We start from the raw sequence: 25,633 nt of genomic DNA, 5'->3' as shown, positions 1-25,633 counted from the left end.
AATTTAATATTTTCAATGATAATTATATGCGCTCATCGCTTTTTCTGATAATTTACTTGAAAAGCAATTGGGCGAACATCATCAAATCATGTCGCCAGACCGGCCAGGTATGCCCGCCGCCATATTCGCTGTATTTATATTTAATGCCCATGTCGTCAAATTTTTTCATCATAATCTGTCCATTGGCATGGGCTATATCTGCTTTACCTCCTTGTGAAATCCAGAATTCTTTGAGATTAGTGTTTATCTTATCGCTGTTGGTCTTCATAAATTCATATTGAGGATCTGATAATTTGCTATTATTAGCCCACCAACCTGAGCTAAAAACTCCCAGATAATTAAACAGGTCAGAGTTTCTGACACCCGCATGAAGCGTCTGCAATCCACCCATAGAAAGTCCGGCCAAAGCACGGTTTTTACCATCTGCCAAAACCCGGTAATTGGATTCTACAAAAGGAATGACCGCATTTTTCAATTCATTCTCAAATGCCTTCAGCGCATTTTCACCAAAACCTGCTACGCCTCCACCCATGCCTATATTCCCGTCCATCATTACTATTAGCATCGGTTTGGCTTTATTGTCAGCAATGAGGTTGTCTAAAATCAAATCGGTTTTCCCTTGGGTTGCCCATCCGCGCTGATCTTCGCCTCCTCCATGCAAAAGATATAATACCGGATACTTACTGGCAGAGGCATCGTAACCCGGCGGCGTATAAATATACATTTCACGCCAGGCATTTAAAACCTTTGAAAAATATTTCTTTATACGAATATCGCCATGAGGCACATCTTTCAAAGCATAGAATCCACCATCCTTATAGGGAATTTCTATGCCACTCGCCATGCGACCCATACCATAGAAACTCTCACTGGCAGGGTCAGCAACAGGAACTCCATCAATTAATAACGAATAGTAATGAAAGCCCCGGATGATAGAATCTGTTGTAACCATCCAGAAACCACTGGTATCTTTTACCATGTCATACTTCTTCCCTAAATCAATCTGAACCTTTTGGGCGTCAGGCGCTTTTACTCTGAATATCACCCGGTTATCTGGCAAAATCTGTGGGTATTTGGCATTTCTGATATTGCTTGCTGCGGGCGTTCCTAATACTGAATAGCTGGTAAAGTCTTTGGTGCTGACAGGTTTAAACAAGAACTGAGAAAACATATACAGTCCATTTTTCCAGACTTTAAAATCGTGCACGCCTGGCTCAACATAATAGATATGCGGTACATCTTTTTCATAGAGATAATCGTGTGTGCGCTTGCTGAAAGTAATAAGGCCATCACCATCGCCACACGAAATCCATAGTAATTTAAGTTTTTTTCTGGCTTCATCGGGGTTAGGTACGAGTTCTTCCGGACGCTTGGTATTAGGGGCTGAAGAAAACCCTCCTACCCAGGCAAATTTATCTAAATTACCCAAACCAAAATTAAGCGACTGCCCCCCTCCCATCGAAAGACCAGCAATAGCTCTGTTCTCACGGTCGGTAAGCACAGGATACTTCTTTTCTATAAATGGAATAAGGTCGTTCAATAAATCTTTTTCAAAAGTAGCAAACGCTTCTACTTTTTCTTTATCAAATATATTACCAATAGCCCTGTCGTCTTTCATGGCTCGTCCGTTAGGCATCACTACTATCATGGGCTGTACTTTGCCATCAGCATAGAGATTATCAAGAATCACTGGCGGATTACCTCCTTTGACCCATTCTTTTTCATCTCCACCAATGCCATGCAAAAGATATAATACAGGGTATTTCTTCTTTTTATCAAAACCCGGAGGGGTATAAATCAATGCCTTGCGACTATTTCCAACGGTTTTTGATTCATAAACTATAGAATCCAGTTTACCTTTAGCTATGCCTGTGCGTTCTTTATCAAATCCCCTGGGTGCTTCTTTTTCGATGGTTTGAGCAAATGAAGAAATCATTATGCTCAAAAAACCGAAAAGTGATATGAGTTTTTTCATGCTTAACACTAATTTATCATCAATTTATAAATATGTAATTTTAAGGAAGTATTGTGCAAAGTTGTTTCAGAAATAACTATTTTTTAAAAAGCAATGGCGCTAATTGATAAAGACTGCGACGCCAGGTCTGGAACTCATGGGCTGTACCTTCTGAAACATAAGATACCGCATTAAAGCCCGCATTTTTCAGTTCTTCTGCTGCTTTTCTTACCCCATCCGGGCGCTCTTTACTACCACAACTCAAGAAAATGAGTTTCACCTTCGATTTATCCTTAATATCAGCAGAGGCATAAATTCCCCCACTTAGCAATCCATAATAAGAAAATACATCAGGGTTATTAAGCGTAATGGTTTTGGTTTCCATCCCACCCATCGAAAGCCCGGCCATAGCACGGCTGTCTTTGTTGACAATAGTACGGAAATTGGCATCGACATAAGGAATCAGTTCATTGATAAGCACTGTTTGAAATGGCTCAATTTTAAAATTGCGGATACCTCCCGGTTTTACATCATTGGTCATGCCATAAGTCATTACAATGATAAAAGGCTTAATTTTTCCTTCAGCAATCATATTATCCATTATCAGATTTGCCCGCCCCTGATTACTCCAGGCGGTTTCATCTTCTCCCCAGCCGTGTTGCAGATACAACACAGGATATTTGGTCTTTTTATCTTTTTCATAGCCGGGAGGTGTATATACAAACGCTCTTCTTGAAGTATTGGTACTCGGTGACGGGAAAAGTACTTGTTGCACATGGCCATGAGGTACATTTTTCAGTGCATAGAAATCCTGGTCATGGGCAGGTATTTCAATACCACTCTCCCAACGGACAGAACCATAATAATTAAGCGTACCTGGGTCATTGAATTTACCTCCATCTATTCTTACATTATAGTAATGAAACCCCTCATCCATCGGTCCTTCGGTAGTTCCCATCCAGGTGCCGTCTTCTGCTTTACTTAGTTTTGTGCCACCTCGCCCGCCAAGACCCAGGCTTACCCTTACACTGTCGGCAGCAGGCGCTACTATTTTAAAACGGGCATAGCGCTGTGAGTTGACCATCGGGTACTCTTGTCCGGGTTGGTTCAAAGTTGAAGGCTTAAAGTCTTCAATGATGGCAGGTTGCTGTGTTTGCGCCAGACAGGCACTCCCTGCCAGAGCAGTGAAAAGTGCTATTTTTATAAATCTGTTTTTCATTGTTTGATGGGTTGATTGTTCTGCATAGATTTAAATTTTATTTGAAAATTTCCTGCAATGAATGGGCTAAGAATAACTTACAGTTCATCCAGGTATGTCCGCCTGATACAATCAGGGGTTCAACTTTGATTTTCTTTTCCTGAAACATCGCAATATTCTGTTTTACGCTTTCATACAGAAAATCTTCTGTACCTACACTGATGGTAAATTTCTTTACTTGCTTGTTTATCAGATCAGCATTGGGATTCCAGTCTGTAAAATTCTTTTTAAATTCGTCGGTGGCCGTGTAAGGTGCATAAGAGCAGATATACCCAAACTTGTCGGTATTTGTAAAACCAATATTGAGCGTCTGGCCGCCCCCTACTGAAAACCCTGCTACTGCCCGATTTTTACTGTCAGTAGCTACCGGATAATTGGCCTCAATGAATGGAATAATATCATTGACAATTTCTTTGGTAAAGTCAGGCATAGGACTTGGACGAACATTCCCATAGGGCATCACAATAATCATCGGTTTTGCTTTGCCTTGGGCAATCAGATTATCTGCAATCAGATTGGCTCTACCAACTTTTGTCCAGGTTTCCTGCGTATCAGAGCCCCCATGAATCAGGTAAAGCACCGGATATTTGCTTTTACCACTGGCATCAAAATTCGGTGGAGTATATACCAGTAAATCACGGGTACGACCTAAAGTTTTAGCATTGTAATACTGGTAATGAATTTTGCCATGCGGCACATTTTGTAAAGAATGTACTAATGGCGTATTACCCGGCACATCTACAATGCTGCGTTTGAAGCGCTCATTGGCAAAAATGTAAGTATTGTTCGGGTCTGCAATCTGTACACTGTCCACAAAAAAACTATATGGATAAATATCAGGCTTAATATTCGGAACCGTCACTGACCATATGCCGGAAGTATCTTTCATTAATGATACAGGTGCTTTGAGAAACTCGCCTGAAAGCGTAACTCTCTGGGCTTTTTTAGAAAAATACCTGAAAGTGACGCTGTTGTCAGCATGAACATCCGGTGAGCTAATGGCAGGTGGTCTTTGCTGCGCCAATAGCGATAGGCTTGACAGCAACACTAAAAAACCAAAAGGAATATATTTTTTCATGGGTATCATAGCCATCATTTATTGGAATAATAGAGGTAAAGTCTCATTCATATACTTTTTCACATTCATCCAGGTGTGTCCGCCATCGGTTACATAGCTTTTGAAGTTTACTTTTTTCGCTTTCAGGTAATCTTCAAATTCAACAGTACCTTTGTACAAAAAGTCTTCAGTTCCGATACCCGACCAGAGTAGTTTCAACTGCTGATTGGTTTTTGCGGCATCGCCGCCAATATGACTAAACCCTTTATCCATTTCGGCAGGTGAGATATAGGAAGCATAACTGCAAACCCAGGCAAATTTGTGCATATTATTAAAAGCAGCTCTCAACGTTTGTCCACCACCCCGAGAAAAACCGGCAATGGCTCTGTTCTCACGATTGGTTAGGGTGCGGTAATTTTTTTCTATATAAGGGATAATATTAGTAATCAGGTCTGTTTCAAAAAACTTGGCTCTCTTGACTGCATCTTCACTGTCACGATTCATGATATCAGCAGGTTTAGATAGACCTTTTTGCTCGGCAATGCGTGCGGCCGGATTTCCGTAGGGCATTACTACAATCATAGGCTTGGCTTTGCCATCAGCAATCAGGTTGTCGAGAATAAAATTGGTTTTACCTACTTTGTAAAAGGTTTCTTCTGTATCTGTTGTACCGCTAATCAGATAAAAAACAGGATATTTTTTTGCTCTTTCTTTGGTATAACCCGGAGGTGTATACACAACCAAAGTCCCGGTTGAGCCTTCTACAGAAGGATAGTATTCGTAGCTGATGGTACCGTGAGGCACTTCTCTTAATGAATAAACCGAAGGCACATCTGCTGGAATCTCTACCAGACTTGCTTTAAAACGTTCGTTCGGGAAGAAAGCCACATTGGCCGGATCCATTACCCCTATCCCATCTACCTGAAAGTTGTAAGGGTAAATATCAGGTTTGATAGGCTCAGTAGTTACACTCCAGATACCCTGTGCATCTTTTGTCATGGCTACAGGGGCTTTTAGAAATTGCCCACTGAGTTTTACTTCATTTGCCAAGGGCGCCAGGTAACGAAAGGTTACCGATTTATCGGCATTTACCTGTGGAGAAATCACTAATGGCCCTCGTGGTGGCTGGCTACTGACAATACCGGGTATTGCCAGTATGATATAAAACGCCAAAAACTGAATGATTACTTTAATTTTCATAGTTATGGTTTTTCGGTAAAATCAATTTGTTATTTGAATAATTTCTGCGCAATGGTACTGAGGTAGAGCTTGCAGTTCATCCAGGTATGACCACCATCAGAAATCAGGCTTTCGTATTTAATTTTTTTCTGGTCAAGCACCTGCATAAATTCCTGATTTACGCCATATAAGCCATCATCTTTACCTACGCCTATCCAGAATAATTTCAGATTTTTGTTAACCAACTCAGGATTCTTAAACGCTACTTCGTTGTTTCTGTCAAATTCATTTTTAAGCATGCCGGGCGCAAAGCCGCATACATAGCCAAATTTATCGGTGTTGTTCAGTCCAAAGTATAAGGTAGTACCTCCACCGCCAGAAAAACCTGCAATAGCCCGACTATTTTTATCTTTGATGGTTCTGTAATTCTGCTCAACAAATGGCAATAGGTTATTGAAGAAGTCTTTCTTAAACTCTTGTAAATTATCCCAGTTTCTCAGGCTTCCTGATGATTTGCTGATGACCGGATATGCCCGACCATAAGGCATAACAATAATCATAGGTTTGGCCTTTCCCTGAGCAATCAGATTATCCAGAATAATATTGGCTCTTCCTACTTTGGTCCAGGTTTCTTCTGTGTCGGTAGTACCATGTAAGAGATAAAGCACAGGGTAGGAAACTTTAGCATTAGCCTCATAGCCGGGAGGTGTATAGATGACTACCGGACGAGTGCCTAATTCGGCAGATTGGTAATAACGATAAGAGATAGTGCCATGCGGTACATGCTGCACTGTATGCACTAAAGGCGAGTTTCCGGTAATTTCTACGAGACTATTCTGAAAGCCTTCATTCGGAAAAATAGCTGAGTTATTAGGGTCGGCCGTCTGAATTCCATCTACATTAAAGGCATAAGGATACATATCGGGCTTTACAGCACTTGTAGTAATGCTCCAAATACCACGTTCGTCTTTATTCATGGGCAATGGCGTTTTTTCAAACTGAGCATTCAGTTTTACTTCTTTGGCAGCAGGTGCATAGAAACGAAACGTAACGGTATTATCTGCATGCACCTCCGGTGAGATAATTACGGGTCGTGCATTAGGCTGAGCCTTACCTGTAAAAACGACAAATAATAGAAATATCAAAAGATTCTTTGCCATAATTAACTATATTGAAATGTTATCAGATTCTATGGAGTAATAATGTCAATTTCTGCATAACCAGAAGCCGAACCCTCCTGCGTATTTTTGAGTGCGCGCAATTTGATGTATCTGGCTTGTATCGGCTTAAAACTTTTGGTTTGCCAGAATGGGTTATTTTTTATATTTGAAAACTCTCCTTCATTTACCATTTCCCATATCTTGTTATCCATCGAGACCTCAAACTGATAATGTGTTATGATGCTCGCATCAGCCCACCAGTTCTGATCGGGCAAGTATCTGAAACCTACCAGCTTCTCCAGTTTGCCCAGGTCAATGATCAAATCAGCAGGCATGCCCTGACTTTTATTCTGGTGCCATGAGGTAGAAGGATTACCATCTAATACCTGATACGCCTGTTGTTTATCGGTGCTTATAATTTTCCAGTCTTTGCGTGATACATCAAATTTTTCCTCGCTTACTATACTACTTTGTTTAGTATATGGATTATAAGCAATGGCTTTTACATTTACTTTTCCGTCGCTGGTTTTAACCGGAGTAGTGTATTTGCCAGAGTGAGGACCAGGCATAGCTTCATTGAGTGTATAATATAATTCTGACTCAGTATCACCTGGTGTGATACGTATATCGCCTGATTTGTCACGTGTAATTGTAGGCGGTGTAAGTATGATAGGGGTTTTATAAATTTCAAGATTTGATATTAAAGGATTACTTTTCGCATCAAGAATAGTTAATCTTACCTGTGTGGCCTTAACCATCGGAAACCGGAGAATGCGTTTATAGCCAATAGTGGTTTCTTTGGCAATTTCTTTCCAGTTATCGTCCATAAGCGCCTCTACACTAAATGCTCTGACACGCTGACCCAACCATATAGGCTCTTGCACCAAAAAACGATTAAACGATGTAGGCGCATTAAAATGCAGCGTAAGCGATGCTTTTCTTGTGGTGTCGTCTGTAGCCCAGTAGCTTTCTTTGTCTGCATCAATGGCTTTCATACTGCCAAATTCCGGTTTACCTCCACGAATCTGTGAAGCACTTGTTCGGGTATTGCGGGCTAAATTAACGGCAAATGCTTCTTTTATTGCTTTGGCAAAACTCAAAGCGGCTTGCTCATCCTTTGGATGGATTAATCCGTTAGGCATCACAGGGAAATTGAGTAATAATGTCCCGTTACGTCCTATAGAATTGTAATAGGTATCCATCAGCTGAGGAAGCGTTTTTACTTTTCTATCCTCACGTTCGTGGTAAAACCATTCAGGGCGAATAGATGTATTTACCTCTCCGGGTACCCAGGTATCTCCATTTTCCAGACCATGTCTTAGCATTTGCTCGGGTACATCACCTGTCTTATTCAATAAACTCCAGTTGGTTTCTCCAACATAGCCGGCTTCAGTACCCACCCAACGTAAATCGGCTCTGTCGCCACCGTCGTTCCATATAACAATTTTGGGTTGAAGCTCACGCACTAATTGGTAGGTATTAGGCCAGTCATAATAGGTTTTAGCGTCTATTTTCCTTGTTTCATTAGCCCCACCGTAATACCCTGAGCCCCCATTGGCTCCATCAAACCATACTTCGAAAACATCTCCGTAATTAGTCAAAAGTTCCTTTAATTGATTTCGAAAGTAGGTGATATATTCCGGCTTTCCATAGTCGGGGTGGTTTCTATCCCAGGGAGACAAATAAACCCCGAATTTTAGTCCGTACTCTTTACAGGCATCAGCCATTTCTCTCACTACATCTCCTTTGCCATTTTTCCAAGGGGCATTTTTTACGGAGTAATCAGTATACTTGGAAGGCCATAAGCAGAATCCGCTATGGTGTTTAGCGGTAAATATGATGCCTTTCATTCCGGCTTCTTTACAGATTCTCGCCCATTGTCTGCAATCAAGTTTCGTAGGGTTAAATAATACCGGGTCTTCATTACCAAATCCCCAGGCCATATCTGTATAGGTGTTGATTGAAAAATGAATAAAAGCATAATACTCCATTTTTTGCCAACGCAGTTGATTGGCACTCGGTATGGGGCCTAAGGGTTCGGGTGCAGTAACCTGTCCGAAAGTTGCTACCGATAAAAGATTAAACAATAGAATATATATGATTATGCGCTTCATTAGTACTAAAAATATCAATTAAAAATCTCATTTTGCCCAGTCTTTACCCTCCGGGGTTCTTCTCCATTCAAAATATTTATCCAATGATTTTAAAGCTGTTTCACTGGGTACGAGTCCCATCATCGCTTTCTGTTGAAAATACATTACCCGAGGTTTATCATTGGTAAATGTTTCCCATACAGGTACACCTTTTCCGTTAGGATCACCATATTTGGCAAAGTTTGTCCAGTAAGTCATGATTGCTTCAGATATAGCTGCATCTGTAGCGGTCTTGTCAGGGCTTGAAGGATTTATATGCCCGAAAACAAAGCCAACATCTTGTCCGTGAGGAGAGCCATAACCATATCTGGGAGAATCGGTAGGGAAATCGGGATGCTGGTCGAAATAGTAGTAATATACTTTTGCCTTGCTGGTTTGAGCCTGTAGTCTTGCCCAACTCCAGGTATGCCAGCCAAAGGCAGCATCACGTGCCAAATCACGGGCAGTTTTAGGCACAGTAGTTTCTCCAACCGGATAAGCCATTATCAGTTCATCTGCAAATTTCCCATAGCGCTTGTTTACACCATTGATATAATCCTGAGGTGTTTTAGGCGGAGAAAAACTGGCTCCTTCATCAGAATTATAGCCGATTAAAATGGGGGTATGATTATATTGACCTTTCTGGTAAAGTATATGCTGGTCGTCCGGAATCACATACCCATCAATAATTGGCCAGGCACCCGGCATACCAAAACCCATCGGCAGTTTATCGGCAGGAATTTTTCGTAATTCAGCCAACGTATTCACACCGGCCTTTTGCATATATTCGAGCCCCTGCTGCTCGGCAAAGGGTAATAATTTCAGGTTTTCACCAGGATAGGTAGTGTTTCTATATGGCCCGAAAGACCCTCCGCTTTGAGAAATAGCCCCATGAAAAAGCCCTTTGGCAAGTGGTGAAGCGCATAACATACTTACGGCTATGCCCCCTGCTGACTCACCGAAAATGGTAACCTTGCCAGGGTTTCCGCCAAATGCTTTGATATTTTTCTGAATCCACTGCAAGCCTGCTATCATATCTAACAGGCCATAGTTGCCTGATACATGAGGCGGGTTTTCGGCGCTTAATTCAGGATGCGCTAAAAAACCCAGTTGACCAACCCTATAAGCAATGCTTACCAGTATCACTCCTTTGTTTGCCAGATTTTCGCCTGTGTAAACAGGCTCGGAAGTTGACCCAAAACTAAAACCACCACCATATATCCAGACCAGAACAGGTAAATTATCCTGTGGTGTTTTGGCTGGCGACCAGATATTCAGATACAAGCAGTCTTCACTCTTTCCTGACGGTGGATTACCCCCTTGAAAAGGTGCAGGCGCAAACTGTGTAGCGGCTTTCACACCCTCCCAACTTGCAGGAGGCTGAGGTGCTTTCCATCTGAGTTCGCCTGTTGGAGGGGCAGCAAACGGTATGCCTTTGAATATAGATAACCCGTTTTCGACTGTACCCTGCACTAATCCTTCATTTACTTTTATAGGGGCAGAAAGCTGGCAAATACCCGTAAATGGCAGGATTATTAATAAGCAATAAAGTATCAGCGTGTATTTTTTCATGGTTTTGTTTCTTATTTTGTCCATCCATTACGTTTCAGCCAGTCAAAGAGTGGATTCATCCAGCCCGGGTGCCTGAATATAAATCCGTGGTCACCTTTCGGGAAAATGTGCATTTCTACATCTACCTTGTTTTTACGCAAACGCTCAAAGTAAGCGATGCTATTATCTACATCTACCACTTTGTCGTCGGCACTGTGCGTAATCCAGGCCGGAGGTGTATTGGCTTTGATTTGCAAATCATTAGAAAAATAGTCTTTATCCTCTTTCGATGGATTTTTGCCTAATAGATTTTCTCTGGAGCCTTTATGTGCCAGGCTATCGCTCATACTGATTACCGGATAAACCAGAATCTGAAAGTCTGGCCTGACACTCGTATTGGTTGGGTTATTTACCCACGTTTTTTCGAAGTGAGTGGCCGCTGTACTGGCCAGATGCCCACCTGCCGAGAATCCCATAATACCGATTTTATTCTTGTCAATGCCCCATTTTTCAGCATTTTCTCTCACCATTTTCAGGGCTTGCTGGGCATCCTGTAGGGGGCCTATTTTCTTATCTGGCATAATTTCATCGCTCGGAAGGCGATATTTAAGTATAAATGCCGCAATTCCCTTTTCGGCCAGTGCTTTGGCTATATTAATTCCTTCACCGTTATAGACTATCACACCATATCCGCCACCGGGAATAACAATAACCGCAGTACCTGTCGACAGACTTGGCTCGGCTTTATAATACTCTAAGGTTGGTGTGGTGATGCCTTTGTAAATCCCATTCTCTGCCCCGGTTTCTTTCATTGTAGCCGGTTTTGAATTAGGTACACCTTCAGGATAGAGTAGCATTTTTTCTGAAGGCGCAATGCTGCTTTCGTCGATAGTTATTCTTTTTCCTTGTGATGCCAACAAGGCCGCAGCATATCGTTTACCGAAAATCCTGACTCCGGCACTGTTAAAATGTAGTTTGTCTGGCACGGCAGGTAAACCTTTGGAAGATACTATGATGGCTTTGGGTAAAGTTTGGGGTAAAGTGGCAATGATTTCATTCATGCTGGCACATTTTCCACCCTGATCAGCACCTACTACCTCTCCGGCTAATAAAGGAATGGAATTAGGTGCCAGTTTTAAGTCAGCTAATATATCGTCATACAATTTCTTGACTTGCGCAGGCCAGGTTTTATCACCTGTGTTTGATTCCCCCTGATGCAATAAGATGCCTTTAATAACTCCTGATTTTTGCGCAATTCTGGCCATTTCTATCAATCTTTCGTAAGGATTGCCACCATATTGGTTGGCCATGTTAATCATCCACGGCTTTTCTTTTGCCGATGAATCGAGATACACCTGATATTTTGTTTTATCAAAAATCTCTATTTTACTCCCTGCTACTGCCACGTGTACCAATCCTATTGACTGCGCCTGAGGCATATTTTCAAGCATTGTGCGGCCAAAATAATCAGCGGGTGAAAGCCCTGTTTTACAGCGACATAAAGGCGGTTTAGCAGTGTACCATTGCCCTTTTACCCGATTCAGTTCAGGACAATCCAAGGCTTCCAATATTTTGAAACGACTGTCGATATTAATGGTATCCTGTGCTTCTATCCGCCCGGCTCCTTCCATATTCGACTGCCCGATACAGAGATAAATATGAAAGTTAGGGTCTTGGGCAAAAACCGCTATTTCCTGACAGAGCAAGAGGGATATTAACAGATAAAAAAAGTTTTTTTTCATAGTGTTAAAATAGCTGTAAACTATTTACCTGGTTGATGAAATAGTATCTGAAATTCTGAAATAATCAAAATCAGCATAACCGCCTACTTCTTTGGTCGCATAATTAAAAAGACTAAACCGATAACCCATAAAATGAGGAATGGTATAAGGCATTTTCAAGGGTTCTCCGATACGCTTCCACGTCTTGCCATCAAGGCTATAAAAGAAATGAGCGATGTCGGCTCTGTTTCTGAAATTACATTCAGTTTTCAGATAGACTATATTCTGCGCTAATGGTATTTGCTCAACCTCCACAGGCTTGCCCGTATTGGCACTAACCATCACAATTGATTTAGCAGTATTATTTACCTTAATACCAACCAGCCCATAGTTTTTCTGGAGCAAACCTAATCCGGCAAAATCCCCGTCTTTCATCTTTGAAATGTCCAGTGATGTGATACCTGACGATTCAGGGCCAATGGTTCTTTGGGTAAGTGTATTTCGGGCTAATACAAAAGAGGTATCTATTCTACCTGTTTTTAATCTTAAAAAACCTTTACGTTCAGTCACTGACCATAAGCTATTATCAGGATTATGATTCCATTGCCAGACTAAAGGCAATGCCATTTCTCCTTTTTTACGTGTAAATTCATCTGAATGAACAATACCCGGAATCAAGCCCTTACTTGCAGGCAAATCCAGTAATTCAGGCACTTTTCCGTTTTCTCCCAACACAGGCCAGCCATCCTCCCATTTAACAGGTACCAGATAGGGGATCCGTCCTACACCACCAAAATCACGAAACAGGTAAGCAAACCATCTACCATCCGGAGTATCAATTAAGCCGCCTTGGGCTACGCCTAAATCCTGTAAGGCTACTCTTCCTTCCCAAGGTCCTGTGATTTTATCTGCTCGATGGATAATGACTGTGCGCATTCCGCCTCGTGGCCACGCAATATTAAACAAATAATATTTTCCATTTACTTTAAATACTTGCGAACCCTCGGCACCTAACATGATATTAGTACCTGCCGGAACACTGGCATTCTCAATAATCGTCTGGTCAAGCCCTCCTTTTTTGATACCTGAAACCTCAGCATTCAATTCAATGATTTTTATTTTACCATTGCCATAAATCATATATACTCTGCCATCGTCATCAAAAAACAAAGAATGGTCGTGTAGACTTGGCGCAAAAGAGACGGCTTTCCACGAGCCTTTTTCGATGTTTTTTGTGGTATAGATATGGGTTTTACCTGTGGTTTGTGCAAAAGTTGTTACGTAATATATTCCGTTATGATACCTGATACAACTGGCCCATGAGCCTCGTCCATAAGTACCTTTACCATCTGTAAGATTTAGGGAGGGAATATTAGCCAGCGTATCGTACACATAGCCTAACATTTGCCAGTTTACCAAATCATTGGATTTCATGATAGGAACGCCCGGACTCATGTGCATAGTAGTGCTGCTCATATAGTAATTCTTACCCACACGTATCATAGACATATCAGGCACATCGGCAAAAATGACTGGATTTTTTGCCTTGCCTTCTTGTGCCAGCACTGTTTTACTTACATTTACAGTAAATAGTATTATGATGATTGCTACTATTATTCTCATTTCAACATAGGGTCATTGCCGCTGTATTTCAGAAATTTAAAGGAAGCATTATTGGTAGAACTCTCGCCCGTCGAGGTTGCATACATTCCATACACACAGCCTATAAAACTGCCTGCTTCTTTGGTACTCAAAAATTTACCATCTATTTTATCTTTCAGCAAATGCCAGTTTTTTGCATCTGTCGAGTAATAAAAACTATAGTCAGCCCCTTCAGATTTAATCCGGAAAGTAAGTTTTTTTACATTCATAGCTATAGGGACTTCTGTCAACAACTCCATGTTTTTTTCTTTAGGCTGGCTTTTATAAAGTTGTACTACTTCTTTGTCTTCATTTTTAGATTTGGCTATAAAGTAGAAATGTCGCTCGTCCTGGAAAATCACTAATCCTGCTTTTTCGTTGGCAGATTTTGGAGAGAAATGTAACTCGGTTTCTGCTGTGCTATACAGGTGTTGCTGGCGCTTGCCAACAAAAGAAGGATTTTTGAATTCTGAAATAGTTTCAGGCTTTAACTTTAAAGTTAAGCCATCAACTTTTGACGTTTTAAATGAACTGCTGTCAACCGTACGCATGAACAGTATTGAAGGGTCAAGCCCTTTATCAAAAGTAAGCGTATATTGAAAATTGCCTGATTGTGGTAAGCCCCCCTTTAGTTTAATTTCTTTGATATTGGTCTGGTAGCTATATTCAATGGCCTTTTCGCCATGTTCAATCATCGGCCATTCATCTTTCCATGTAACCGGAGCGATAAATGTTTCGCGACCTGTATTGTAATAATCACCTTCATATGGACGCACCGCCAGGAAAATACAATACATTTTTCCATCAGGACCATCTACAAACTGAGCATGACCTGCGGAGGTGATTGGATATTTCCTGTCAGCAGGCAATTCTCTCTGGGTTAAGATGGGGTTTCCTTCATAAGGCACATAAGGTCCCCATACTGATTTACTTCGCAAGATTACTTCTGAGTGATTGACCGAAGTTCCTCCTTCGGCGGCATACAAATAATACCAGCCATTCCGTTTCAGGATATGCGGCCCTTCTATCCATACAGGTTTTTTAGAAAGGTCTACTCCCCCATTTACCAGTTGTTTTTCTTCGCCAATTACTTTCAGATTCTGGTAATCAAATTCATACATTCTGATAGTTCTGTGTCCAGAATATAAGGGTTTCCTGTCAGGGGCATCACTATTATAGATGATATAAGATTTATCCGTTTCTTCATCAAAATAAATAGATGGGTCAATGCCTCTTACTTGTGGGATTTTCACGGGGTTACTCCACGGTCCTGCCGGATTTTTGGCGGTTACTACAAAGTTTCCATCGTGGTCTATATCTGTACAGGTTACATAGTAGGTACCTTTATAGTAGCTGATAGCCGGAGCAAAAAGCCCGCGTGTCATGCGCTCGCCCATAAAATCTAATTGAGACGGGCGGTCGATTACGTTTCCGATTTGCTTCCAGTTTTTGAGATCTTTGCTGTGCATGACCGGAAGACCCGGAAAATAAGAAAACGTTGAGTTGACTATATAATAATCTGGCCCTACTTTGACAATACTTGGGTCAGGATAAAAGCCTGTAAGAATCGGATTCACTAATGTGGTTTGTGAATGGGCTATGCTTACTGTTAAGCATAAAAGTGTTATGGATAAGTATTTAGATATTTTATTTATCATTTCTGATTGATAGGTTTAGAGTTATATACCAACAAAATTTATAATTTATCCCTTTTGTGTTGGTAAATCAAATAATTGAGTTTCTTTCAAAACGAGTGGCTGGATGGTTGATTTTTCTGAAATGATTGCTGAGGTAATCATTTCAGAAGCAAAAAAAGGGTTACTGTTTTTGCCTGTAGCCGCCTTTAATTTTGTCCCAGACTTAATATGGCCTTTAAAAATCAGGTTCAGGTTGCCGACTGGTTCAAATTTTTGCCCATGTGATTTTTTTGAAATAATGGTTTCATTGGCCAGCTTTTCAGCCTCTTTATGTCTACCCTCAAAAATCAGTTTTCTGATTTCCGCTAATTTTTCAAGAGCCAATGGATTATCGTTTCTATTTGGGCTACCACTCCAAACCGTATGTTCATTGAGTTGTATGATTTCCTTTGTTACACTTCCATAAATCATTGCCCCTAAACGACCATTACCAATGGGCAAGGCATTCTCCCATGTGGTTCCGGCAGGTTGTTTATACCAAAGTTTTAAGGGCGCTTGTCCTTGCGACAGTCCGGTTTTTACAATAAAGAAAAGTACTAATAGTATTTTTTCATTAGAAATTGATGCGTACTCAAAAGCATTTATAGCACCTGTAAGCATTCAGTTTTATGGATATTTTATATGTGTCATTTATACACAAATTTAGGTATTATTGCCTATTAGCCAAATTAATTGTAGGAAAAAAAGAAATAATTTTACAATTTCAATTTTTCAGGCAGCTACTACCCTTTTATGAAAGTTGCTCATCTATGAGCTTTCATATATAGGCCTATCTTGATTACGCTGTTGAAACCAAATTTTATTACTAAAGAAGAACGTGTATCTAATAACACATAATATTTTGAGAAGAATAGACCGCCATGCAACGGTCTATTCTTGCATAATCTTAATACCCTGGATTTTGATCTTTTGGGTCAATATTTGGATTATTATCTATTTCTGTCTGAGGAAGTGGCAATAATTCATGCTTACCTGCCACAAAATAAGAGATAGGCTCAGAAGTTGCCTTCTTATTCTTTCTCCATCTGATAATATCGAAGTTACGTACCTGTTCGGCAGCTAATTCAACATAACGCTCGTGCTGAAGTGCGGCAAATACACTCGCTTTTGAATCGCAAGGGTAATTTTTGGTTGGATAAGGCGGCATATTTACCGATGCTCTTGCTCTCACCTGATTCATTAATTGAATAGCTTTGGCAGAGTTACCCAATTCATTTTCACACTCTGCCAGCATCAACAATACATCTGCATAACGCATGATTCTCATATTAATGCCACTGGTAATAAATCCGGAGTTTGATTTATAAAGCACAGAGTATTTTCTCCAACTGATTTTAAAAGTCTTTCCATCCATTTTTGATGAGTTACCCTGAACATTATCATCGTTGATTACATCATTTCCATTGTTAAATTTATCACCAGCTTTCCAGAAAGACATATCAAAACGTGGGTCATTTTTAGCGTCTCCTTTGGCAGTTCTTTCATAGTTGTCTATCATTTTATCAGATGGAATAAGGTTTCTCCAGCCAATTGGCGAATACTCCTGTGTTCTGATAGTCTCTTCCTGAGCACTGGTACCGTCTCCATCTGGTCCACTCCAGTTAAAAGCGCCATTAGAAGGTGAAAATACCACCTCAAAAATTGACTCCGCATTAAATTCACCTTCTTCGTTAGTCAGGTCAAGATAATTATCAACTAATTTATAAAGACCTGAACTCACTACTTTTTCTAACTCTGTTTTAGCACTATTATAATCGCCCATCTGAAGATAAGTACGCGCCATAAGTACCTGTGCAGCAGCTTTGGTCGCTCTTCCGTATTGAGTAGCCGGATAGGTAGCTGGTAATAAACTTTCGGCTGACTTTAAGTCATCAATTACTTGTTTATAAACGTCTTGCTGACTTGCTCTTGCCTTTGCGCCTTCAACCGACTTAACATATTCAGTATAGAGAGGCACTCCACCCCATAAAGTACCCAACTCATAATAAGCCCATGCCCGTAAAAACTTTGCCTCACCCGTAACACGATTCTTGATATCGGTCGAAAAAGAAACATCCTTTTTATTAGCACTTTCAAGTACTACGTTAGCCCTATGGATAGTTCTGAACCAACCGGTAAAAACTGAATTTGCCACACCATTTGCCGGATCATTTACGCCAATCAGTAATTGATTACGAGGTGCTTCCAACTGACCACCACCGGTTGCCATTTCATCACCTCTCAGGTCATGCACAAAGAACCATTCTCTGGCCGCAAGCCCAAAGCCCTGTATAGTAGCATAGGCCGCATTTACCCCTGCAACAAGTTCACTATCATTCGTAAAATATGTTTCAAAAGTTACCCCATTTGGATTTACCTTATCCAATACAGAGTCATTACAACTCATCACGGTGGATAAGCCAAAGAAACCTGTTAGAAATATTATTTTTTTCATTTCGAAGTATTTTTAATCTTTTTTGGCAATTCTTAATTAAAACCAAGGTTCAAACCAATCGTAAGTGTGCGTGCCTGCGGATACATTCCGTAATCTACACCGTTGGTAAGCAGGTTATTATTTCTGGATGCAATTTCCGGGTCATAGCCACTATATTTTGTAAAAGTCAGCAGGTTTTGGCTCGTGAAATAAATTCTTGCTTTAGTCAATACATTATTGGTCAGTTTCGCAATCTTGTCAGACGGCAAAGTGTAGCCAATAGTAAGGTTTTTTAATCTTAAGTAAGAGCCGTCTTCAATAAATCGATCAGAAGTTCTGGCATTCTGATTAGGGTCTCCACTTACTGCTCTTGGCACATCTGTATTAGTATTAGTTGGTGTCCAGGCATTTAATACATCAGTAGTAGCATTAAATAATCTTAGCATTCCCTGACCAATCACCTTAGTTCCATTATAAATTTTATTACCATAAACTCCTTGGAAGAATACACTAAAATCAAAGTTTTTGTAAGTTCCTGAATAGTTCAGTCCATAAGAGAATTTAGGCAGATAGCTGCCAAGATAGGTTCTGTCATTCGCATCAATTTTACCGTCGTTATTCAAATCTCTGAATTTAATATCTCCGGGTTTTGTCATTTCATTCTGATAAGGAGTTTGGGCATTTCCATCAGCCCCATTAGCTGCGGCTATTTCACCCTCATTCTGAAAAATTTTCTCTACCTGCCAGCCGTAAAAAGATTGCAACGGATGCCCTGCTTCTGTACGAGTAATATCAAATCCTCCGAAATCTGCATTGTTACCTGCATTGATTGTAGCATTCGGCGTATCTAAGCTCAACACTTTGTTTCTGACCAGGTCGAATGTACCTGTAATAGTTGACTTAAAGTCTTTTTTATCAATATGATACCCTAATGCTAATTCAAAACCATTGTTCTGCATACTACCTACGTTAGCCAAGGGGCTGTTTGAATACCCTTCCGAATCCGGAAGCGGAACTCTGAGCAATAATCCATCTGTCTTACGTGAATAAAACTCTGTTGAGATGCTTACTTTATTACCGAATAAAGAAAGATCTAAGCCAATATTTTTCATGGTTGTTTCTTCCCAACTTAATCCGGTATTACCCAGGCTATTAAAATATGAACCTAATTGTGAAGCATTTCCAAAAGAGTAATTCGTATTATTTGCTGAAATTAATGGTTGCCAGTCATAATCACCAATAGCATTGTAGCCTGTTACCCCAATACTACCTCTCAATTTCAGTTCATTAATTGCCAGTACATCTTTCATAAATGCTTCTTCACTGATTCGCCAACCTACAGATACAGACGGGAAAGTGCCCCATTTATTACCCGGAGCAAACTTTGATGAACCATCGCGGCGTACTGAAGCACTCAGGAGATACTTATTATCATACTCATAGTTCAAACGACCTACATAAGAGAGTAAAGTATTTTCTGAAGTAGATGTATTACCGTTGATATTTGCTGCCCCCTGAATCTCCTTCACATTGTTGTCAGGTCTTTGCCCTGTAAGGTTAATAGACTTGAAAGTAGCATCCTGTCTTTCAAATACAGCAATCGCATTCACATAGTGCTTTCCGAATGTTTTATCAAAGGTGAGTTGATTGGTGAAAATAGTAGAGAAATACTGCCCTCTGTTCTGAGAAAGTTCAGCTGTTTGACGACTACGGTTACCATCATTGTAGATAGGAACAAATCCGGTAAAAATCGAACTTGAATAATCGCCACCCATCGTAAATCTATATTTCAACCAATTCATGAGCTTGACATCAGCATATACCGTACCCAGTATCTTGAATGAGCGGTCTATCTGGTCTTGCTGTTCTTGTACGGCAATACGCATGGGGTTTTCCGGGTCAGTTGCATCAAGTCCTTGGGCAGTTGTACTATAACCACCTAATTTAGTTGGGTCACTTACCGGCCAATAGGGAGTCATACGCATAATGTTCATCACCATGCTTCTGCCACCTGCATCTCTTTCAGCGATACGCTTATCTCTTGAAACCATCATGGTCTGCCCAATTGAAATAAATCTTGCCACACTATGGTCAGAGTTTAAGCGAATGCTCTGGCGGGCATATTCAGTAAATGGCAGAATTCCTTCCTGCTTAAAGTTGCCTAAAGACAGATAGAACTTCGATTTATCTGTTCCGCCAGCCAATGAAAGTTGGTTGTTATGAATCGGGCCATTTTTGAACATCACATCTTGCCAGTTGGTTTGGGTCTGCGCAAATGTTGTTGCAGCTCCTTCATAAATAGGTGTATTCATAGCTGCAAAACGACCAGGAACCGGTTGTCCTGAAGCTGTCAACAAAGCTGTACCATATTTAATGTATTCATCTCTGTCAAGTAAATCGAGCGTTTTCCAGGCTGATTGCGTACCTATGTATGAATCAAGACTGATGCTTAATTTTCCTGCTTTACCTTTTTTGGTAGTAATCAGCACTACACCATTGGCCGCTCGTGAGCCATAGATAGCAGCAGCACTGGCGTCTTTCAGTACTTCAATTGATTCAATATCATTCGGAGAAATGGTATTCAGTCCTCCTGCCGGAACACCATCAATGACATACAATGGGTTCGGATTTAAACTGATAGACCCTACCCCTCTGATACGTACTGTTGGTTCTGCACCAGGGCTACTGTTATTGACGATAGATACCCCCGGCACACGGCCTTGCATGGCTTGGGTAGCACTAATTACAGGCTGTGTTGAAAGTTCTTTAGTAGTGATAGATGATACTGCACCTGTAAGAGATGATTTCTTTTGTGTACCATATCCTACCACAATAATTTCTTCCATCATGTCTGCATTTACTTCTAATGAAACATTAATCTCCTGCTGATTGCCTACCTGTACTTCAAGAGACTTGTACCCCAAGAAACTAAATACCAAGGTCGAGCCATTAGCAGCCACTATTTCATAGCGCCCGTTGGCATCTGTAATTGTACCTTTGTTGTCGCCCTTAATCACGACATTCACTCCTTGAAATGCCTCACCATTTTCATTTTTAACAACACCTCTGACCTGCGCCAGTAGTGTTCCCATAGAAAATAAAGACAATGAAAAAAACAGCAGTAGCCTTATCGACTTCCGTGATAAACCTCGCTGGATGGTCGGTTTGTAATTGTTTACCTTCATTTTTAAAAAGTTAAAATAAATTGTAAGAATAGAAACTTTATTATTTTTTTTGTGTAATTTTGATATGTGTCAATTTAACACAAATAAATATGTGTCAAATGTACACATAATAATATAAAATCAAACTGAATATGATTTTTTTTTTATTAGCTAGTATTATTTTAACAATTGCTTGAGTTACTCTTGAAATATTTCATTAAAATCACAATCAATTTCTATTATTTACCTATGAAACCAATTCTAATTATCCTAATCTACCTATTATTTTTATCAGGATGCAAAACAGAACCCAACAAACTCTTTGAAAAACTATCAGGGTCTAAAACGGGAGTTGATTTTATAAATACACTCAAAGACAATGAGAATTTAAATGCCTTTACTTTCACCAATTTTTATAATGGAGGAGGTGTTGGCATTGGAGATTTTAATAATGATGGTTTTGATGATATATTCTTTACAGGCAATCAGGTTAGTTGTGAACTATATATGAATAAGGGTGATTTGAAGTTTGAAAAAATCACCAAAGCGGCAGGCCTTACTACAGACAGATGGTGCAACGGAGTTTCGATAGTTGATATTAACAATGATGGCTGGGACGATATTTATATTTCAGTGGCATATCATCCATCTATGGCAAATACTCACAATCTCTTATATATTAATCAGAAAACACCGGTTCCGACCTTCAAAGAAACAGCGGCGGCTTATGGGCTTGATTATGCCGGATACTCTACCCAGGCTGCTTTCTTTGATTATGATATTGATGGAGACCTGGACGTATTTTTATTAAATACTTCGCCAGATACACAAAATCCAAGTTATTTAAGGCCTCCTATTAATGATGGCTCTCATCCCTCAACCAGTAAATTATTTCAAAATTATGGTATTGCAGATAATCACCCTATTTATAAGGATGTCTCAAAAGAGGCAGGTATTGTTTATGAAGGATTAGGGCTCGGGGTAGTAGTTTCAGATTATAATAGTGATGGTTGGCCAGATATCTACTGTTCTAATGATTTTCTAAGTTCAGATGTACTCTATTTAAATAAGGGTAATGGTACATTCGAAAATGTAATTAAAAGCGCTATGCCTCACACTGCCCTATCAGGTATGGGTATAGATGCCTCAGATGTTAATCAGGACGGGAAAATAGATATTTTTCAGCTTGACATGCTGCCGGAAGATAATGCCAGACAAAAACAAATGCTCGGAAAGCCTGATTATGATAAAAAACAAATGAGTATTCAGGCTCCTTATAACTATGAATTGCAGTACATGAGAAATATGCTGCAAATAAATCTGGGCAATGAGGATAATATCCCTCAATTTAGTGAAAACGGACTTTTGGCAGGAATCGCCAAAACAGACTGGAGTTGGGCCACCTTACTTTGCGATTTGGACAATGATAGATTGAAAGACGTTTTCGTTTCTAACGGATACAGGAAAAATGTAACAGACCTTGATTTTATCAGCTATTACCGCAACAAAGATATGTTTGGCTCTGATAAAGCAAGAGCAGAAAATCGAAAGAATTTAATCAAGAAAGTTCCTGAGATACCTCTCAGAAATTACGCTTATCATAACAGTGGTAATCTTAATTTTGAAGATGTATCTGAAAAATGGGGATTAAATGAACTTTCTTACGCTAACGGTGCTACATATACTGACCTTGATAATGACGGTGATTTAGACTTAATTGTAAACAATGTAGATAGTGAAGCTTCTATTTTCAGAAATTTATCTGACCAACAAAATAAAAATCGTAGCCTAAAAATAAAGTTTGAAGGAAATAAAGCTAATAATTCAGGAATTGGAGCTAAAATAAGTGCCTGGATTGGCGATGAGTTGCTTTTATTTGAAAATTATCCGGTCAGAGGTTACCTTTCTTCTGTACCTCAAAATATTTTAATAGGATTGGGCAAAAATAAAAAAATTGATTCATTGTTTATTACCTGGCCTGATGGTAAGATTCAGAAAAAATATTCGATTGATAGTACAACCCGAAACTTAACTGTAAAATATGCTGAAGCTACTCAAATAAGTAATCCAATTATTTCTACCAACAAGCTTTTTCAGGTTAGTAATGAAGTATTGGACTTTGAACACAAAGAATTCAATTATGTAGATTTTAATCAGACGGCTACTCTTCATAAGATGCTTTCTAAACTTGGCCCGGCTGTTGCTAAAGCAGATATCAATGGTGATGGGATAGAAGACCTGGCTATCGGAGGGTCATTACTGGGTAGTGAAACACAGATTTTTACTCAGGATAAATCAGGAAAATTTAAAAGGGTTTTAGAAATACCTACCAGCAAAGATATGGAGGTAGGCGCCATCCATTTTTTTGATGCAGATAAAGATGGTGATCAGGATTTAATTTTTGTCGGAGGAAGTTGTGAGCGGCTATTAAATGTACCGCAAGCATTTCAGCCTCAGTTATGGCTCAATGATGGTAAAGGGAATTTCAAAATCACAAAAGATTTCCCGGCGATTAATATAAGCAGCCATGCTATTACAACACTTGATATAGATAACGATACTGATTTCGATGTTTTCATAGGTGGCCGTATGTTACCCAACGAATATCCTAATGAAACCCAAAGCTATATTCTTAGAAATGATGGAGGGAAATTTGTAGATGCGACTGCTCAAATTGCTCCATTTCTGAATAAAATCGGAATGGTTTGTGATGCTAAAGCAATTGATGTAGATAATAATGGATATAAGGATTTAATAGTAGTTGGTGAATGGATGCCATTGACTATTCTAAAGAATAACAAAGGTCAGCTATCTTTTTCTCAAAAAGAAAAAACAGAGGGCTGGTGGAACACTGTTGAAGCCGCTGACCTGAATAAAGATGGTTTCGATGACTTAATACTTGGCAATGAAGGCTTAAACTCATTTTATAAAGCAAGTTCTCAACAACCCATAATTTTATTGGCTAAAGATTTTGATAACAATAACAGAATTGACCCCATAATGGGTCAGTATATCAATAACCAGTTAGTTCCTGTTCATCCTCGCGAAAACCTGAATTTGCAAATCAATAACTTTCGGAAACGATTCACTACTTTCAAAGATTATTCAGGCGTATTATTTGATAATTTATTTTCTGCAAGCGATAAAAAGGGAGCCATTCAAAAGGAAGTATATGAGTTAAGAAGTTGTATAGGTATCAATGATGGCAAAGGTAATTTTCAACTTACGCCACTTCCGTGGCAGGCACAACAATCTCCTGTCTTCTCAATAATACCAAAAGACTACAATTATGACGGTAATACTGATTTATTGCTGGCAGGTAATTTTTTTGCCAATGAAGCCCATCAAGGCAGGCAGGATGCTTCAAGAGGAACTATTTTGTTAGGTAATGGAAAAGGAGGATTTCAGCCCTTGAATTTTGAACAAAGTGGGCTTAATCTTATTGGTGATATTCGTAAATGCTTGTTTTTTAAAGATAATGGTATCTTACAGGTTTTTTCTAATTCAGGCAGAGTTCAGTCATACAAATTGAAAATTCTTTACTAAGGAACTACATAAGATACAATATAATCAAATTGTACTTTCGTAAGTTGGTGCGAAAAATATTGAAAAATTAATAAGTAATACGACAAAATTATTTTAAATTTTAATTTTAGAAAAGTCGATTTGATAGTCAAAACCAAATTTAGACCAAATTTTGTCAAGGGCTTTTTTGAGGGTTTCCAAATCTTGATAATCACTAGGCTTAAGCCAATAATATTTAGTATGCCTCCAAAGCCTTTCGATTCTGTTTAGATGTGGACTGTAAGCAGGCAAATAGAAAATATAGAGCCCTTTGTTTTGCCACAATTCTAACTTTTCTTGAAAAACTTTGGCGTGATGAATTCTGGCATTATCAATTACTAAAACTGTTGGTTTTCTAATTTTATCAATAAATATTTCTATTGAATTGATGACAAAATCAGCATTAATAGTACCTTTTACATCAAAAGTGTAAAGTTCATTTCCATCAGCATTCATCAACCCAAATACATTGATATTCTTGCCTTTTTGTGGCAGAATATAAACGGGTTCATCTGGAAATTGCCAGCAGTAAGGTACGACACAATTGAGCGAAAAACCAGCCTGATCACCATAAAATAAGTCAATATGACTTTGTTGGTGGAGCTCGAGTAAGTCATTTAAGCAGTCTTCTTTATATGCGTACTCAGAAGTGTTTTGCTTTGACTTTAAACTTTTTCTGGCTCTTTTCCAACTGGCTCGACAAGTGTTTTTAAAAAACGCTCTAATGTTCTTTGAGAGAAGTCTTTCTGTAATGCTTCTTTCAGTTCTTGACGTACTTTTTTCAGAGTCTGAGGGCTTGATTTTACTTTGCTTTTTACCAATGATTCATCAGCTGCATTGAAAATAGGTTTGCGACCCTGACCCAATTGATTGCGTAAACCTACTATCCCATGCGTTTCCCAACTGTCAAACCAGTTAGTGATGGTAGGGTGGCTTACTTGAAATATAGATTTTAGGCTATACATATCATACCCCTGATGACTTAGCAATAGACAATGACAACGTTGTTTGAATTGATGATGGGTAGCATTTTTGTACCCTTCTTCCATTGTGATGACCTCACTTGGCTCTAATTTAATATATCGTTTTGCTCGCATAGAGCAAAGTTAACAATTTTAAAATAATTTTGTCGCATTACTTAA

Annotated in this window: 16 protein-coding genes and 1 pseudogene; 1 reads left to right on the top strand and 16 read right to left on the bottom strand. The window is 39.5% G+C overall.

Going from position 1 to position 25,633, the window contains the following annotated elements:
- Window positions 1-52: 52 nt before the first annotated feature.
- The 14 genes and pseudogenes from EWM59_RS17485 to EWM59_RS17425 form a co-directional block, all read right to left on the bottom strand.
- Window positions 53-1,975, bottom strand: a complete 1,923-nt coding sequence (locus EWM59_RS17485; RefSeq protein WP_130022533.1) for an alpha/beta hydrolase-fold protein — start codon at window positions 1,973-1,975, stop codon at window positions 53-55.
- Between the two features lie 76 nt (window positions 1,976-2,051).
- Window positions 2,052-3,173, bottom strand: a complete 1,122-nt coding sequence (locus EWM59_RS17480) for an alpha/beta hydrolase-fold protein (RefSeq protein ID WP_130022532.1) — start codon at window positions 3,171-3,173, stop codon at window positions 2,052-2,054.
- A 37-nt stretch (window positions 3,174-3,210) separates the two neighbouring features.
- Window positions 3,211-4,290 carry an esterase gene (locus EWM59_RS17475; RefSeq protein WP_130022531.1) on the bottom strand — a complete coding sequence of 360 codons (1,080 nt, stop codon included), beginning with the start codon at window positions 4,288-4,290 and terminating at the stop codon, window positions 3,211-3,213.
- Window positions 4,291-4,308: 18 nt separating this feature from the next.
- Entirely contained in the window at window positions 4,309-5,469 is a 1,161-nt protein-coding gene (locus EWM59_RS17470; RefSeq protein WP_130022529.1) for an alpha/beta hydrolase, read from the bottom strand.
- 29 nt (window positions 5,470-5,498) lie between these two features.
- Window positions 5,499-6,608, bottom strand: coding sequence for an esterase (locus EWM59_RS17465; protein ID WP_130022528.1), 1,110 nt, complete (start codon window positions 6,606-6,608; stop codon window positions 5,499-5,501).
- 29 nt (window positions 6,609-6,637) lie between these two features.
- Window positions 6,638-8,722 carry an alpha-L-fucosidase gene (locus tag EWM59_RS17460; RefSeq protein WP_165372206.1) on the bottom strand — a complete coding sequence of 695 codons (2,085 nt, stop codon included), beginning with the start codon at window positions 8,720-8,722 and terminating at the stop codon, window positions 6,638-6,640.
- A 27-nt stretch (window positions 8,723-8,749) separates the two neighbouring features.
- On the bottom strand, window positions 8,750-10,312 hold the full coding sequence (locus tag EWM59_RS17455) for a carboxylesterase/lipase family protein (RefSeq protein WP_130022526.1): 1,563 nt from the start codon (window positions 10,310-10,312) through the stop codon (window positions 8,750-8,752).
- Between the two features lie 11 nt (window positions 10,313-10,323).
- Window positions 10,324-11,148: an alpha/beta hydrolase gene (locus EWM59_RS28280; RefSeq protein ID WP_207220008.1), complete on the bottom strand. Its 825-nt coding sequence runs from the start codon at window positions 11,146-11,148 to the stop codon at window positions 10,324-10,326.
- A gap of 69 nt (window positions 11,149-11,217) precedes the next feature.
- Window positions 11,218-12,033, bottom strand: a pseudogene (locus tag EWM59_RS28275) (sialate O-acetylesterase); the annotation flags it as partial.
- A gap of 24 nt (window positions 12,034-12,057) precedes the next feature.
- Window positions 12,058-13,635, bottom strand: a complete 1,578-nt coding sequence (locus tag EWM59_RS17445) for a glycoside hydrolase family 43 protein (RefSeq protein ID WP_130022523.1) — start codon at window positions 13,633-13,635, stop codon at window positions 12,058-12,060.
- Complete coding sequence (locus EWM59_RS17440) at window positions 13,632-15,311, bottom strand: glycoside hydrolase family 43 protein (protein WP_130022521.1); 1,680 nt, start codon at window positions 15,309-15,311, stop codon at window positions 13,632-13,634. Before EWM59_RS17440 ends, EWM59_RS17445 begins: the two co-directional genes overlap by 4 nt.
- A gap of 45 nt (window positions 15,312-15,356) precedes the next feature.
- Window positions 15,357-15,950: a glycoside hydrolase N-terminal domain-containing protein gene (locus tag EWM59_RS17435; protein WP_374755953.1), complete on the bottom strand. Its 594-nt coding sequence runs from the start codon at window positions 15,948-15,950 to the stop codon at window positions 15,357-15,359.
- Between the two features lie 286 nt (window positions 15,951-16,236).
- A complete protein-coding gene (locus tag EWM59_RS17430; protein ID WP_130022520.1) occupies window positions 16,237-17,784 on the bottom strand; it encodes a RagB/SusD family nutrient uptake outer membrane protein in 1,548 nt (515 codons plus the stop codon).
- A gap of 32 nt (window positions 17,785-17,816) precedes the next feature.
- Complete coding sequence (locus EWM59_RS17425; protein ID WP_229239380.1) at window positions 17,817-20,855, bottom strand: SusC/RagA family TonB-linked outer membrane protein; 3,039 nt, start codon at window positions 20,853-20,855, stop codon at window positions 17,817-17,819.
- A 321-nt stretch (window positions 20,856-21,176) separates the two neighbouring features.
- On the opposite strand from EWM59_RS17425, the gene EWM59_RS17420 reads away from it, so the two are divergent.
- Window positions 21,177-24,473: a VCBS repeat-containing protein gene (locus EWM59_RS17420; RefSeq protein WP_130022516.1), complete on the top strand. Its 3,297-nt coding sequence runs from the start codon at window positions 21,177-21,179 to the stop codon at window positions 24,471-24,473.
- 93 nt (window positions 24,474-24,566) lie between these two features.
- On the opposite strand, the gene EWM59_RS17415 is transcribed toward EWM59_RS17420, so the two are convergent.
- Window positions 24,567-25,217 carry an IS630 family transposase gene (locus EWM59_RS17415; RefSeq protein WP_229239289.1) on the bottom strand — a complete coding sequence of 217 codons (651 nt, stop codon included), beginning with the start codon at window positions 25,215-25,217 and terminating at the stop codon, window positions 24,567-24,569.
- On the bottom strand, window positions 25,157-25,588 hold the full coding sequence (locus EWM59_RS28425; RefSeq protein ID WP_130021386.1) for a helix-turn-helix domain-containing protein: 432 nt from the start codon (window positions 25,586-25,588) through the stop codon (window positions 25,157-25,159). Before EWM59_RS28425 ends, EWM59_RS17415 begins: the two co-directional genes overlap by 61 nt.
- Window positions 25,589-25,633: the final 45 nt, after the last annotated feature.

Origin of the sequence: Emticicia agri (genome assembly GCF_004168285.1) — a bacterium.
GTDB classification, from domain to species: Bacteria; Bacteroidota; Bacteroidia; order Cytophagales; family Spirosomataceae; genus Emticicia; species Emticicia agri.
Note: the sequence above shows the minus strand (reverse complement) of the source record. Positions and strands in the feature narration are given on the sequence as shown.

What these genes read in the sequence shown, in the direction of transcription:
- EWM59_RS28280 (WP_207220008.1), bottom strand. Translation starts at nt 11,148, where the DNA reads ATGCTACTCTATCCTGAAGGTGTACCTAATTCAAAACCGGCTACAATG.
- EWM59_RS17465 (WP_130022528.1), bottom strand. Translation starts at nt 6,608, where the DNA reads ATGGCAAAGAATCTTTTGATATTTCTATTATTTGTCGTTTTTACAGGT.
- EWM59_RS17425 (WP_229239380.1), bottom strand. Translation starts at nt 20,855, where the DNA reads ATGGGAACACTACTGGCGCAGGTCAGAGGTGTTGTTAAAAATGAAAAT.
- EWM59_RS17470 (WP_130022529.1), bottom strand. Translation starts at nt 5,469, where the DNA reads ATGAAAATTAAAGTAATCATTCAGTTTTTGGCGTTTTATATCATACTG.
- EWM59_RS17455 (WP_130022526.1), bottom strand. Translation starts at nt 10,312, where the DNA reads ATGAAAAAATACACGCTGATACTTTATTGCTTATTAATAATCCTGCCA.
- EWM59_RS17430 (WP_130022520.1), bottom strand. Translation starts at nt 17,784, where the DNA reads ATGAAAAAAATAATATTTCTAACAGGTTTCTTTGGCTTATCCACCGTG.
- EWM59_RS17485 (WP_130022533.1), bottom strand. Translation starts at nt 1,975, where the DNA reads ATGAAAAAACTCATATCACTTTTCGGTTTTTTGAGCATAATGATTTCT.
- EWM59_RS17420 (WP_130022516.1), top strand. Translation starts at nt 21,177, where the DNA reads ATGAAACCAATTCTAATTATCCTAATCTACCTATTATTTTTATCAGGA.
- EWM59_RS17435 (WP_374755953.1), bottom strand. Translation starts at nt 15,950, where the DNA reads ATGCTTACAGGTGCTATAAATGCTTTTGAGTACGCATCAATTTCTAAT.
- EWM59_RS17480 (WP_130022532.1), bottom strand. Translation starts at nt 3,173, where the DNA reads ATGAAAAACAGATTTATAAAAATAGCACTTTTCACTGCTCTGGCAGGG.
- EWM59_RS17475 (WP_130022531.1), bottom strand. Translation starts at nt 4,290, where the DNA reads ATGAAAAAATATATTCCTTTTGGTTTTTTAGTGTTGCTGTCAAGCCTA.
- EWM59_RS17445 (WP_130022523.1), bottom strand. Translation starts at nt 13,635, where the DNA reads ATGAGAATAATAGTAGCAATCATCATAATACTATTTACTGTAAATGTA.
- EWM59_RS17440 (WP_130022521.1), bottom strand. Translation starts at nt 15,311, where the DNA reads ATGATAAATAAAATATCTAAATACTTATCCATAACACTTTTATGCTTA.
- EWM59_RS17460 (WP_165372206.1), bottom strand. Translation starts at nt 8,722, where the DNA reads ATGAAGCGCATAATCATATATATTCTATTGTTTAATCTTTTATCGGTA.
- EWM59_RS28425 (WP_130021386.1), bottom strand. Translation starts at nt 25,588, where the DNA reads ATGCGAGCAAAACGATATATTAAATTAGAGCCAAGTGAGGTCATCACA.